The organism is Hohaiivirga grylli, assembly GCF_039655745.1.
Taxonomy (GTDB): domain Bacteria; phylum Pseudomonadota; class Alphaproteobacteria; order Rhizobiales; family Beijerinckiaceae; genus Hohaiivirga; species Hohaiivirga grylli.
Map to the genome: position 1 here is coordinate 608784 of NZ_JBBYXI010000001.1, position 13030 is coordinate 621813.

Consider the following 13030-nt stretch of genomic DNA (forward strand, 5'->3'; position numbering starts at 1 on the left):
AGTGACTGATTCGCAAGGCAGGTCGCTCACATTGGCTATCTGATGTCCAGGAAAGATGAAATGTTCGCTCATAGGCAGAAACAGCAGAAGAAAGACAGCAGGTTATCAAGAACCTTAAGTCTTGCTGCATCTCTGTTGGGCAGCACCTTTCTGGCTGGAAATGCAGTTGCTCAGACAACGCGGATATCACCCTTGTCCATGGCTGGGTTAGACCCCGCAAATATTGTCTCCTTTGCGATTGCGGCTGGTTTGACGGTTTTCTCTGTTGCGGCTGCGAGCGCACTGGTTTTTGAGCGGCGCAAGGGGCAGCGCCAGCAGGCTGCTCTATTGGCTGAAATTGCTGCTCTCAAGGAAGCTGAAGATCGTATTCAGCTGATCCTTGGCGTTGAAAAGCAATTAATTGTCAGCTGGTCTGGACGGGCAGAACCACATTTCGAGGGTGACCCATCTGTTGCAGGTGCGGGTACGAGCGTCAAACGGGCACTGGCATTCGGTTCCTGGGTGGCTGCAACAGATGTTGCAAAGCTGGAAGCTGCTCTTGAGGCTCTTAAGCAGAGAGGAACAGGTTTTCGTCTTATTCTGCGTCGGCTCAATGGTGGTTTTGTTGAAGCACTTGGCGCAACCTGTGCCGGGCAGGCCGTTCTCCGACTGAAAGATATCGGCGATGAGAGATCTGATTTTCTCAGAGTGCAGTCAGAGCTGAATGATATTCAGTGTGATTTGGATGCCGTGATTGGTCTGTTGGATTCATTGGCGCATCCTGTCTGGTTCCGTGACGCAAAGGATGTTCTGATCTGGACGAATAAGGCATTTCTTGATGCTGTTGAGGCTGACACACTTGTTGAAGCCCGTGAGCGTTCTCTTGAGCTTCTTGACCGGATGGCGCGTGAAGAATCTGCCAGACGTCGGACAGCTGGTGAAGCTTATGAAGCCCGTGTGGCTGCTGTTGTTGCAGGGAAACGCCGTATCGTTGATGTTGTTGAGCGTCTGACTCCGGGTGGAAGTGCGGGTATTGCCATTGACGTGACAGATCTTGAAGCGATGCGCTCAGATCTGCGGCGGCAGACAGAGGCCCATGGGCAAACCCTTGATCAGCTACCAACAGCTGTTGCCATTTTTGATAAAACGCAGAAGCTGTCGTTCTATAATGCAGCCTATAAAAGCCTTTGGGGTATATCAGCAAGCTTGCTGGACAGTCATCCGACAGATGGTGAAATTCTGGAAAATCTCCGGACTGACAGGAAGCTTCCCGAACAGGCTGATTTCCGTACATGGAAGGCGGAAGTGTTATCAGCTTATCATGCTGTTGAGCCGCGGGAAATGTGGTGGCACCTTCCGGACAGACGTACATTACGCGTTGTTGCCAATCCTAACCCGCAGGGTGGCCTGACCTATCTGTTTGATGATGTTTCGGACCGCTTCCAGCTTGAAACAGATTTCAATGCACTGGTACGTGTACAGGGTGAGACACTGGATACCCTGCGCGAAGGTGTAGCGGTATTTGGGCAGGATGGTAAACTGCGCCTCTCTAATCATGCATTTGCTGAAATGTGGAACCTGTCGCATGAGCGGCTGGCTGAGCATCCGCATATTGACGTTGTTATCGGGAAGTGCCGGGAGCTTGCTCCGGAAAGTGCAGCATGGGTTGATATCCGTGCAGCAGTTGCCAGTTTGCCGGAAACCCGGTTGGGAACAACCTGTCGTATTGAACGCACTGATGAAGTCAGTATTGAATGTATGGCTCAGCCGCTACCGGATGGTGCGACCCTGCTCACCTTCAGTGACATCACGGCAAGTGAAAAATTTGCCAAAGCACTGACTGAACGAAATGCTGCACTTGAGCGCGCTTCCAATCTGCGCGATCTGTTCGTTTATGATGTTTCTTATGAATTGCGTTCACCACTGACAAATATTGTTGGCTTCACGCAGATGCTTGGCAGTGAAACAATCGGCCCGCTGAATGAAAAACAGCGCGAGTATTCGGGGCATATTGAACGGTCATCTGAGGCACTGCTTGCCTTGCTCAATGATATTCTTGATCTGGCAGGGCTTGATGCTGGCTCATTACAGCTGGTGCCTGAGAATGTTGATATCCGTGAAGCGATTGAGACAGCGGTTCGGGGTATTGAAGACCGTATTGCAGAGGCCGGTCTCCGGCTGGAATTTGATGTTCCTGACGATATTGGAGCCTTTACCGCTGACGGCAAACGTATAAGACAAATTCTGTTCCACATGCTGTCCGGGGCTGTTGGTGCATCAGCTGCCCAGCAGGCTATCCGTATTTCTGCACGCCGGGAGAATGAGCAGATCGCATTGAGTGTTGCAGATGAAGGGCAGGGTGTTTCGGCCTCTATCCGTGCCCGTATCTTCGAAGGACAAGAAAGCAATAGCTATGATGGCGGTGGGCATCGTGGGGTTGGTCTGCAACTGGCAATCGTGCGTCAACTTGTGGAACTTCATGGCGGACATATTCAGCTTCAGACAACGGCAGGTAATGGTGCCATTATGACCTGCTTCTTCCCGACAAATCTGACGGGAGATGTATCATGAAGCGGCTCAATAATTTTAAAACGGTTTCTTTAGGTTCTTCGTTTAGCCTCTTTTGCCAGCTAAAGCCCAAGTTTATTTTAACCAGGATGCAATGTGATGTATCAGACGGCGAATAACAGCCCAGTGTGGCGTGTTACCCTTGCAAACCTAGAAGAAACAAGGGACTTTGCCCGTGTCCTCAGTGAAGAGCTGAAGGCCGGAGATACAATTGCCCTGAGCGGCGGTCTTGGTGCTGGTAAAACAGCTCTGGCACGCTTTTTAATTCAGGCTCTTGTTAAAGATGCAGAGCTTGAGGTTCCGAGCCCAACCTTTACCCTGATCCAGAATTACGAGGGTTATGCCCGTCATGAGCCATGCCCGATTGTCCATGCAGACTTTTACCGTCTGGGCAATGAGGATGAACTGGTTGAACTCGGTTGGGAAGAGCAGGTTGAGGGTGCGGTTGTTCTGATAGAATGGGCTGAACGGGCACCTTCCGCTTTGCCGGCCTCCTATCTGAATATCACCATGGAACTTGATTTTACGGATTCCAACAAACGCCTCGCGATTGTCACGGCAACAGGTGATATGATTCCAAGGCTTGAGCGCCTTGAGGCAACCCAGAGTATTCTGCGAAAGAGCGGCTGGAATGATGCACGCCGCGTGACAATGCAAGGTGATGCATCGTCTCGTCTTTATGAGCGCCTCGTTCGCCCGAATGGTGAGACATCCATTCTGATGATTTCACCGGCACGCCCTGATGGCCCGCCTATTCGACGGGGCAAATCTTACAGCACGATTGCAAAGCTGGCAGAGAACATTAACGCTTTTGTTGCCATGGACAGAGGCCTGCGTGCCTTAGGCTTCAGTGCGCCAAAAATTTATGGCGAAGACTTGGAAGCTGGTCTTCTGGTGATTGAAGATCTCGGCAGTGAGCCTGTTGTTGATGGCAATGGCCCAATTCCTGAGCGCTATGCTGAAGCTACGACATTGCTGTCACGCCTGCATAGTACCGTACTACCGCAGGTATTGCCGGTTGCTGATGGCGTAGATCACATTCTGCCACCATACGATATGGAGGCACTGCTTATTGAGGTTGATCTCTTGCTGGAATGGTATGTCCCCCATATCGCCAACCGCATGCTGTCATCACCTGCTAAATTTGAATTTGCCAACTTGTGGGCTGCAACACTTAAGGAAATTACTGAGGCAACCCCAACCTGGACACTCCGCGATTTCCACTCACCCAATCTGATCTGGTTGCCAGAGCGTGAAGGTGTCAAACGGCTAGGTGTCATTGATTTTCAGGATGCCGTTCTTGGGCACCCAAGCTACGACGTTGCATCACTCTTGCAGGATGCCCGTGTTGACGTGGCTCCTGATCTGGAACTGAAACTCCTTGGCCATTACATCCGCGAGCGCCGTGCACTGGATGAAACTTTTGATATGGCCAGTTTTGCCCGAGCCTATGCAATCATGGGCGCCCAGCGTGCAACAAAAATACTCGGTATATTTGCACGTCTGGATAAGCGGGATCATAAACCACAGTATCTTAATCACCTGCCACGCATTGAAAATTATCTGCGTCGTAATCTGGCACATCCTGCTTTGGCCCAGCTTAAAGAATGGTTCGATGCCTATCTGCCGCATCTGTCCAAAACGCAGAATACGCAAAATAACGATGAGGCATAAATGGCTTCCAAGAAGAAAGAAACAATCAGCCCTCATAAGGCAGTCAGCCGGGCAATGGTATTGGCCGCTGGCCTTGGAAAACGTATGCGGCCTCTGACCGATACGATGCCCAAGCCTCTGGTTCCCGTTTGTGGAAAGTCGTTGATTGATTATTCTCTGGATCGTGTCGCTGAGGCTGGCATTACAGAGGTTGTTGTTAATGTTCATTATCTGGCTGATCAGCTTGAAGAGCATTTGTCTCATCGCAAGGCGCCGCATATTACCATTTCTGATGAGCGGGGAGAGCTGCTTGAGACTGCTGGTGGGATCAAGAAAGCAATGCCGTATCTGGTTGCAGGCCAGAGCCAGCCTGAACCATTTCTCATTCTGAATTCTGACGAGCTCTGGATTGAGGGTGCGCACCCAAATATTGAGCGGATGCTTGAGCACTGGAATCCTGAGCAGATGGATATTCTGCTGCTTCTGGCATCCAATGTTGCAAGCATCGGCTATAGCGGTAAAGGCGACTTCCTGATGGATACATTAGGACGTCTGCAAAGGCGTCCTGAAGGTGAAATGGCTGCCTTTGTTTATGCGGGTGTCGCCATTGCCAAGCCTGAGCTGTTTGATGATATCCCGGCTGGTCCCGTTTCAATGAACCTGCTTTTTGACAGGGCTATTGCCAAAGAACGTTTGTATGGCCTGAGGCTGGATGGCATCTGGCTGCATGTCGGAACAGTTGAAGCAATAGCTGAGGCGGAAGCCTGTGTAGAAGCAAGCACCCGCTAAGCTATGACTTGGTTGTGGTTGATGCTTTCAGGAGGTGCGATCGGGCAGATTTCCTGATAAGCACATGGATGATTGCTGTCAGAACAATACTGCTTAATCCGCCACCAAGAGGGCTGCCTAACCTGCTGCAGATGAAGAAAGCTGCAAAGCCGAGGCCAAGAGAGATAAGGCCACTAAAGTTAAATCTGCTACTGCGGGCATCATGGCGTAACAGGAAATAATCTGTCAGCAGGATTGCGGCCATTGGTGCAAAGATGGCTCCGATAAACATCAGAAAGTTTTCATAGATATTGCTGTAGAGCGCCAGCAATGTACCGATTGAGATGACAGCAATACTCAAACCTTTCTCAGGTAATTCTGGCACGATATTTCGTGCAGAGGCCACTGCTGAATAAACATCAAGAAAAGTTGTCATGATTGTTGAAAGGGCAACGATACTCAGAGCAACAATTCCAAGGCCTGCTGCCAGTAACATTGGGGTTGGGTCTGCCTCGCCCGTATAAAGTGCACCTATAAAGCCAATGCCGTACATCCACAGGCTGCCCACAAGATATCCAAGGCTTGGTGCCAGTGTAGCTGCAGATGCGCTGCGCGAGCGATATGCATAATCTGCGACCAGAGGCAGCCAGCTTAAAGGCATAATGAATGAAAGCTCAAAGGCTTTACTGAATGGCATGGGTGGTTCTGGAGACACAGATATAGCTGATGCATCACCTGCTTTTCCCCATAATACCCAGCTTATAAAAACTGTTAACAGGAAGAGCAGAATAACCGTAATTGTATTCTTCCGTTGGCGTCCCTCAACCTCCCAAAGGCTCCATAAGCCAATGAGAGCACCCATGATGACGATGGCGATTGTTGTAGCCTCAATATTCCATAGCTTATTGATGATGCCACCAAGAGCAAGCCCACTCTGCTGAACCATCACCGCTGCCCAGCCAATCAGCTGAATGACATTGGCGACTGATAACAGCCATGAGCCTCTCTGGCCGAATGAGATGCGTGTACACATGATTGATGGCATTTTTTCTCGAAAGCCGATCAGTGCAACCAACCCCAATAAAATGACCCCAACAATATGCCCAAGAAGAATTGCCCATAAACCCGGCCATAGACCAGCGGCAGCAATCATGCCTCCCGTCATAATTTCTGCAACGGATACTGCTGCTCCGAACCAGAGTAGGGCAAGGGAGAACCATGAATAACTATGGGTTGTTTGCATAATCTCTTCCCGCATAAACAGTTTGAATGGCAGAAAGGTAGATAGGGCAGGCAGCGAGGATAGCAGGCTGGTGTCTCATCCGAAGTCCCTACAGCAGTACAAACTGCATCAGGTTCAATGGGTATTATCTCAGCCCAGTTGGGCACCCCATTCGGTTTCAAAATCCCCATACGTTTCGTAAAGGGAGTACAGAGAAGATATAGGCACATTTCAGATTGGGAAAAATCGACTTTCGTTGCAGAGCATTGACGGAATAAATCAAATGGCTTTTCTTCCTGAACAAACAGGCATATTGAGGGAATATGTGCTGTTATGATGTGCTGAGGATAGGAATGTGCGTAGTGAAGAGCAGAGTTTGATGCCGCCATCAGCAAGGCTGACAGAAACCGTGACATTGAGCATTCTGATTGCGATCAGCTTATCTCATCTTATGAATGATGTTGTGCAATCCCTGATTCCCTCAATGTATCCACTGATTAAAGACAGCCTGCATCTCAGCTTCAGGCAGATTGGTTTAATACAACTGGTTTTCCAGTTGACAGCTTCAATTCTGCAGCCGGTTGTTGGTATCTATACGGACAAGAAACCACAGCCCTTTTCACTGGCTGTAGGGATGGGATTATCGCTTATCGGTATTCTGCTGCTCTCCCATGCCACTTCATATACCCAGATACTGGTTGCTGTTGCGTTCGTTGGTATGGGGTCTTCGATTTTTCATCCTGAAGCTTCACGTGTTGCACGTATGGCGTCGGGTGGGCGCCACGGAATGGCACAATCTGTCTTTCAGGTGGGTGGATATGCCGGCTCTGCTTTTGGGCCACTGCTGGCAGCTCTTTTCATAATTCCATACGGACAGAGCAGTCTTCTGTGGTTCTCACTGGTTGCGGTTGTTGCAATTGGCGTTCTGGCATGGATCGGGATGTGGATGCGTGACCAGCGCAAGGCCAGCAAGAAAACAGGTCTTAAAAGCGTTGAGCCACCTGTTGGCATCTCTTCACTACGTATCAAGATCATTCTCTCTATTCTGGTTTTGCTGGTCTTCTCCAAGGCCTTCTATATGGCCAGCATGTCCAGTTATTTTACCTTCTACCTGAAAGAAACATTCCATGTTTCAAACAGTGAAGCTCTGCATTATTTGTTCTACTTCCTTGGTGCTGTGGCTGTTGGTACACTGGTTGGCGGGCCGATAGGAGATCGTATCGGACGCAAGGCTGTTATCTGGTTCTCAATTCTTGGCGCTCTACCCTTCACGTTGATGCTGCCTTACGCAAATCTGTTCTGGACGGGTCTTCTCGCCATTGTAATTGGCCTGATTATATCATCAGCCTTCTCATCAATTGTTGTATATGCGCAAGAGCTTAATCCCGGGAAAGTCGGGATGATTGCCGGTCTGTTCTTTGGGCTCTCATTTGGTGTTGGTGGTTTAGGAGCCGCTGTTCTTGGGGAGCTCGCTGACCACACCAGCATAAGTTTCGTCTATCACATCTGCTCTTATCTGCCAGCAATTGGGCTTCTGACAGTTTTCCTTCCCGGACGGAAAAGCGTGCGCGGCTAAGATTTAAAAAAAGGCCACCAGAAGGTGGCCTTTTTGTTATCCAACGAGTAGACGGTCTTCCGAAATGTCCTCATTTCTGACCCTGCGAAACTGGGCGAGCAGATCCTCAATTGTGAGATCTTTCCGGTGGCTGCCTGATGCATCAAAAATGATATTACCTTCATGCAACATGATGGTGCGTGTGCCCATATCCAATGCCTGTCGCATGGAGTGGGTGACCATTAAAACCGTGAGTCCATAGCGTTCGGCAAAGCGTTTTGTCAGATCAAGAACAAACTCTGCATTGCGTGGATCAAGAGCTGCCGTGTGCTCGTCCAGAAGAAGAACGCTGGAGGGTGACAGAGTTGCCATCACAAGTGATAGAGCCTGTCTCTGTCCGCCGGATAATGAACCCATTGGCTGGCTCAGGTTATCTTCAAGGCCCAGTCCGAGTTCTGAGATGCGGCCTTTTACAGTCTCAATATAATGGCGGTTCAGGGCACGTCTGAAAGTGCGCCTTCTGCCACGTGCTGAGGCAAGTGCAAGATTCTCTGCAATGGAGAGATCGCCGCAGCTTCCCAGTAACGGATCCTGAAAGACGCGGGCAATATAGGTTGCGCGCTGTTCTGCTGGCAGCTTGGTCACATCTGTATTAGAGACCATGATCCGGCCACCGCTTAAAGGCACATCGCCGGCGATAGAGCCAAGAAGTGTCGATTTACCCGCGCCGTTTGAACCAATGATGCAGGCAAATTCACCATTCTCAAGACGAAGGGAGATATCTTTCAAAGCCCGGCGCTCATTTGGCGTGCCGGGATTGAAGGTGATGGAGAGGTTCTGGACTTCGATCATGCGAAGACCTTCTTCTTGAGTTTAGGTACGACAAGGGCGATCAGAACAATCAATGCCGTGACGAGGTTGAGATCAGAAGCTTTAAAGCCTAAGAAATCAACATCCATAGCTAATTGTATAACCATACGATAAACGATCGCGCCTACAATGCAGGCAAGTAAACGTACCCATATTTTACGTGAAGGGATGAGAGTCTCGCTGATGATAACTGCGGCTAGTCCAACAACAATAGTACCTGTTCCAAGACTTGCATCAGCGGAGCCGTTGGCTTGAGCATATATAGAGCCACCAAGACCAACTAAGGCGTTTGAAATCATCATACCTATAATTACCTGACGGCTGGTATTGATACCTTGCGCACGAGACATTCTAATGTTCGCACCGGTAGCGCGCATTGATAAACCAAGTTCACTATTTAAGAACCAACTCAAGATGACAAAAGCAGCTATTACAAAGGCGGCCAAGACTATAGGCCGAGTATACATCTCTGGGAGCCCAGCTGAATTAGCTAGATGAATAAAGGGTGTTAGAATAGTTTCATCATTCAACAGGCCCATCGTAGCGGCCCCCTGCATGACGCGGATATTGATGGAGTAAAGCGCCGTCATGGTCAGGATGGATGCCAGAAGGTGCAAGATACCCCAGCGAACAGAAAAATAGGCCGTGGCTAGCCCCCCAAGACTACCGGCAAACATTCCCATCAGGGTTGCAAGCCAAGGGTTCCAGCCTGAAATGCTGATTAATGTTGCAGTAACTGCCGCACCAAGCGGGAAAGACCCGTCGACGGTGAGATCAGGGAAGTCAAGAATTCGGAAAGACAAATAAACTGCCAATGCGACAAAGGCGTAGATCAGTCCTGCTTCAATGCCTCCAATGAAAGCAAATAAGCTCATTTTCCGCCCTTTCCGGCAACTTCCATAGTCACGTTTCCTCGTTTAGAGAGAAGTTGAGGTAAGCCTGTAAGCCTTCCTGAAAATTCTTTTGAAGCAACTAACGCGAATATTGCGTATGAGTCCAGAACTCAGAGCAATTTTCTAACAACTGCTCAAAAAGAAATTCCCGCACTGTCTATTTATCCAATGCGGGAAACAACCTGTGCTTACTCGACGTTCTTTTTAGCTTTCTTGAGAAGGTCTTCAGGTATAACCAGCCCGATGGTTTTTGCTGTTTTACTGTTCAGATAAAGCTCTGAGCCTTTGCCATAGCGAACAGGAAGATCAGAAATTTTCTGCCCCTCAAGAATGGCAATAACCTGATCGCCTGTCTGCTTTCCCATATCATAGTAGTTGAAACCGAGGGAGGCGATTGCGCCGCGCATAACACTATCTGTATCACCCGTGTAAAGTGGGATTTTTGCGTTGTTTGTTACGCGGATTGCAGATTCCAGCGCTGAAATAATGGTGTTGTCGGTCGGCACGTAAATGACATCGGCCTTGCCGACCAGTGAGCGGGCAGCAGCCTGAACATCCGCAGATTTTGTTGCAGGACCATCAACGACCTTATAACCCTTCTGTGCTGCAATTTCCTTGAACTGGGAAATACTGACAACCGAGTTTGCCTCGCCTGGATTATAAATAACACCGATTGTCTTCGCTTGCGGTGTCATTTCCTTGATCAGGTCAATCTGCTCAGCAAGAGGGGCACGATCCGAGGTACCTGTAACATTGCCACCTGGTTTGTCAGCATCGTCAATAAGTTTGGCTGCAACCGGATCCGTAACTGCCGAGAATACAATCGGAATATCTTTGGTTGCTGCCATTGCGGCCTGAGCAGATGGAGTTGAGATCGCAACAATGACTGCCGGATTATCGCCAACAAACTTGCGGGCAATCTGTGTTGCTATTGATGGCTGGCCCTGTGCATTCTGGAAGATGATTTTGACCTTGCTGTCGTCATAGCCTTTTGCTTTCAGCTCATCTTGAATGCCGTCACGGATTGCATTGAGGGCAGGGTGGTCAACGATGGAACTAATGGCAACCAAGGACGGCTCTGCTGCATGGGCCATGCTGAAAGGAGCAAGTGCAAGAAGTCCTGCTGCTGCTTTGAGCATCAGCTGCCTTTTGAATGAGTTCTGCATTATATCCATCTCCACTATGATTGGCTAAGCGCCAGATTGTTGTAATACATACTGAAATCTATGAAGAGCCGCAATCATTCTGAGTAAGCAAAAAGCCTTATGAAACGCTTGATCATTCAGATGGTTTTGTCCGTTTGCTGTTAATGATACGGATTGCCATTTTAAGCGCCTCAGCCGGTGTCATATTGGTTGTATCAATGAGAAAGGCGTCATCTGCGGCTTTCAGAGGGGCTGAACTGCGGCCAGAATCCCGCTCGTCGCGTTTCTTGAGATCTGCAAGGATATCTTCGTAAGTGTAGCTTTGACCTTTCGCGGATAGTTCCTTGAAGCGACGTTGGGAACGCTCTTCCAGAGAAGCTGTCACGAACAGCTTCACATCAGCATCCGGGCAGATTACGGTGCCAATATCGCGACCGTCTAAAACAGCTCCCGGAAAGCTTGTTGCGAATTTTCTCTGATAATCTACCAGAGCAGCTCTCAGGCCGGGGAGAGCCGCAACAACTGAGGCGCCCTCACCCATTTCCCGACCACGCAAATGTGGATCAGCAAGAACAGCCTCAGTAATTTCATGGGTCATGGCAATCGCTTGAGGCTCATCCTGTAAATCAAGCCCCTTTTGCGAAAGCAGAAAGGCAACAGCCCGGTACAATAACCCTGTATCAAGATGCGCAAACTGATAGTGTTGGGCGATCTTGATTGCGAGTGTACCTTTACCGGAAGCTGCTGGGCCATCAATTGCAATGATCATGTCAGTCCCCGATTGCGGCTCCAAGACTTTTCATCATGGGCACGAAGGTGGGAAAGCTTGTTGCAATCATTGTGCTGTCATCAACCGTCATGGGTGTCTCACTGGCGAGACCCATGATCAGAAATGACATTGCGATACGATGATCAAGGTGAGTTTGGACTGGGCCACCGCCGCGGACTGAACCCGTTCCATGAACGATGAGGTCATCACCTTCAATCTCAAAAGAAACGCCAGCCATCTCAAGCCCGGCAGCGACAGCATCAAGGCGATCGCATTCTTTAACACGGAGTTCATGCAGGCCATTCATCCGGGTGGTGCCTTGGGCATAGCTCGCGGCAATGGCGAGAATGGGATATTCATCAATCATTGAAGGTGCACGTTCTGCCGGAACCGAGACCCCTTGCAGTGAGGAATGCTTGACCTTCAGGTCTGCAACCGTTTCACCGCCTTCTTCGCGGATGTTCATCTGCTCAATGTCAGCCCCCATTTCGAGCAGAGTATCGATCAGGCCAATCCGGAGAGGGTTCATCATAACGGCTTCGAGAACAACTTCTGAACCCGGAACAATTAATGCGGCAACCAGAGGGAAGGCGGCCGAAGATGGGTCTGATGGAACGATAACCTTACGGCCCTGCAGGGTTGGCTGACCCTTAAGGGTTATTTTGCGGCCAAACTGCCCATGCGGAACAGAAGTAATGTCCGCACCAAACAGTTTCATCATACGTTCGGTATGATCGCGGGTTGCCTCCTGCTCGATAACAACCGTCTCACCGGGGGAGTTCAGACCGGCCAGCAGAACAGCGGATTTGATTTGTGCAGAGGGAGCCGGTGTCTCATAGGTTACAGGAATAGTTTCGCGAGGGCCTTTAATTGTTAAAGGAACGCGTCCGCCTTCTGTCTGGGAAACAACATTAATACCCATTTTCTCTAATGGATCGAGAATACGGCGCATCGGGCGGCTTCTTAAAGAAGCATCGCCATCAAATGTTGATGTAATCGGATGAGAACCTGCAACACCCATCATCAGGCGTGAGCCGGTTCCCGCATTACCAAAATCCAATACATCCTTAGGCTCTTTAAGCCCGCCTATCCCGACACCATGAACACGCCATTTGCCCGGGCCATCATGAATTAATGTTGCGCCAAGCTGCTCACAGGCTTTGGCTGTACGGATAACGTCATCACCTTCCAGCAGACCCTCAATGACTGTCTCACCAATAGAGAGTAAACCAAAGATCATTGAGCGGTGGGAGATGGATTTGTCTCCGGGAGCGCGCAGGCGGCCACGAAGCGGGGAGCCCGAGCGGGCTGATGCTGGTTTAGGGTCATGACCGGCATGAGCCATAGTAGTTCTCCAGAAAACGTCTATATCACTTTAACTTAAGCAGAAGTGGTTAGCATGAGTGAGCATCCACGTCACCATTTTGCATGAGTTTGTGGAAAGTGCTGCTGTGAATTAGTTTTCAGATAAGAATTCCGATAAAAAAATAAAACAGAAATTTTTTATTTAATTCATTGTAAAATAATAATTTTTAGAATTTTTCCTGAACGGAAGGGATAGATTTTCTTCTGAAACCCGTAATTCTTATTTGACAATGAGCGTGTTGC

10 protein-coding genes and 1 riboswitch are annotated in these 13030 nt (G+C 49.4%); of the genes, 4 read left to right on the forward strand and 6 right to left on the reverse strand.

Annotated features, from left to right (window positions below; translation table 11 throughout):
- The first annotated feature begins 60 nt into the window (after window positions 1–60).
- From WJT86_RS02595 to WJT86_RS02605, 3 genes are all read left to right on the forward strand, one after another.
- Window positions 61–2550 carry a sensor histidine kinase gene (locus WJT86_RS02595; protein WP_346335925.1) on the forward strand — a complete coding sequence of 830 codons (2490 nt, stop codon included), beginning with the start codon at window positions 61–63 and terminating at the stop codon, window positions 2548–2550.
- A 96-nt stretch (window positions 2551–2646) separates the two neighbouring features.
- Window positions 2647–4221 carry a tRNA (adenosine(37)-N6)-threonylcarbamoyltransferase complex ATPase subunit type 1 TsaE gene (gene tsaE, locus WJT86_RS02600; protein WP_346336285.1) on the forward strand — a complete coding sequence of 525 codons (1575 nt, stop codon included), beginning with the start codon at window positions 2647–2649 and terminating at the stop codon, window positions 4219–4221.
- Window positions 4222–4989, forward strand: coding sequence for a nucleotidyltransferase family protein (locus tag WJT86_RS02605; protein ID WP_346335926.1), 768 nt, complete (start codon window positions 4222–4224; stop codon window positions 4987–4989).
- Window position 4990: 1 nt separating this feature from the next.
- Here WJT86_RS02605 and cytX read toward each other — a convergent pair whose 3' ends face one another.
- The gene (gene cytX / locus WJT86_RS02610) at window positions 4991–6211 is read right to left on the reverse strand and encodes a putative hydroxymethylpyrimidine transporter CytX (RefSeq protein WP_346335927.1); all 1221 of its coding nucleotides are present in this window, start codon (window positions 6209–6211) and stop codon (window positions 4991–4993) included.
- Window positions 6212–6278: 67 nt separating this feature from the next.
- Window positions 6279–6371: riboswitch (TPP riboswitch) on the reverse strand.
- Window positions 6372–6545: 174 nt separating this feature from the next.
- Between cytX and WJT86_RS02615 the strand changes: the two genes are divergently transcribed.
- Window positions 6546–7766 (forward strand): MFS transporter, encoded by a 1221-nt coding sequence (locus tag WJT86_RS02615; RefSeq protein ID WP_346335928.1) that lies wholly within the window; start codon window positions 6546–6548, stop codon window positions 7764–7766.
- Between the two features lie 36 nt (window positions 7767–7802).
- Here WJT86_RS02615 and WJT86_RS02620 read toward each other — a convergent pair whose 3' ends face one another.
- The 5 genes from WJT86_RS02620 to aroA form a co-directional block, all read right to left on the reverse strand.
- Window positions 7803–8597 (reverse strand): ABC transporter ATP-binding protein, encoded by a 795-nt coding sequence (locus tag WJT86_RS02620; protein ID WP_346335929.1) that lies wholly within the window; start codon window positions 8595–8597, stop codon window positions 7803–7805.
- Window positions 8594–9490 (reverse strand): ABC transporter permease, encoded by an 897-nt coding sequence (locus WJT86_RS02625; protein ID WP_346335930.1) that lies wholly within the window; start codon window positions 9488–9490, stop codon window positions 8594–8596. The genes WJT86_RS02620 and WJT86_RS02625 overlap by 4 nt, the downstream gene beginning before the upstream one ends.
- A 206-nt stretch (window positions 9491–9696) precedes the next feature.
- On the reverse strand, window positions 9697–10674 hold the full coding sequence (locus WJT86_RS02630) for an ABC transporter substrate-binding protein (RefSeq protein WP_346335931.1): 978 nt from the start codon (window positions 10672–10674) through the stop codon (window positions 9697–9699).
- A 112-nt stretch (window positions 10675–10786) separates the two neighbouring features.
- Window positions 10787–11422 (reverse strand): (d)CMP kinase, encoded by a 636-nt coding sequence (gene cmk / locus WJT86_RS02635; protein ID WP_346335932.1) that lies wholly within the window; start codon window positions 11420–11422, stop codon window positions 10787–10789.
- Window position 11423: 1 nt separating this feature from the next.
- The gene (gene aroA / locus WJT86_RS02640) at window positions 11424–12767 is read right to left on the reverse strand and encodes a 3-phosphoshikimate 1-carboxyvinyltransferase (protein ID WP_346335933.1); all 1344 of its coding nucleotides are present in this window, start codon (window positions 12765–12767) and stop codon (window positions 11424–11426) included.
- Window positions 12768–13030: the final 263 nt, after the last annotated feature.

Excerpts from the sequence above, each read along its gene's own strand:
- WJT86_RS02595 (WP_346335925.1), top strand. The coding sequence starts at position 61 with ATGTTCGCTCATAGGCAGAAACAGCAGAAGAAAGACAGCAGGTTATCA.
- tsaE (WP_346336285.1), top strand. The coding sequence starts at position 2,647 with ATGTATCAGACGGCGAATAACAGCCCAGTGTGGCGTGTTACCCTTGCA.
- WJT86_RS02605 (WP_346335926.1), top strand. The coding sequence starts at position 4,222 with ATGGCTTCCAAGAAGAAAGAAACAATCAGCCCTCATAAGGCAGTCAGC.
- cytX (WP_346335927.1), bottom strand. The coding sequence starts at position 6,211 with ATGCAAACAACCCATAGTTATTCATGGTTCTCCCTTGCCCTACTCTGG.
- WJT86_RS02620 (WP_346335929.1), bottom strand. The coding sequence starts at position 8,597 with ATGATCGAAGTCCAGAACCTCTCCATCACCTTCAATCCCGGCACGCCA.
- WJT86_RS02625 (WP_346335930.1), bottom strand. The coding sequence starts at position 9,490 with ATGAGCTTATTTGCTTTCATTGGAGGCATTGAAGCAGGACTGATCTAC.
- WJT86_RS02630 (WP_346335931.1), bottom strand. The coding sequence starts at position 10,674 with ATGCAGAACTCATTCAAAAGGCAGCTGATGCTCAAAGCAGCAGCAGGA.
- cmk (WP_346335932.1), bottom strand. The coding sequence starts at position 11,422 with ATGATCATTGCAATTGATGGCCCAGCAGCTTCCGGTAAAGGTACACTC.
- aroA (WP_346335933.1), bottom strand. The coding sequence starts at position 12,767 with ATGGCTCATGCCGGTCATGACCCTAAACCAGCATCAGCCCGCTCGGGC.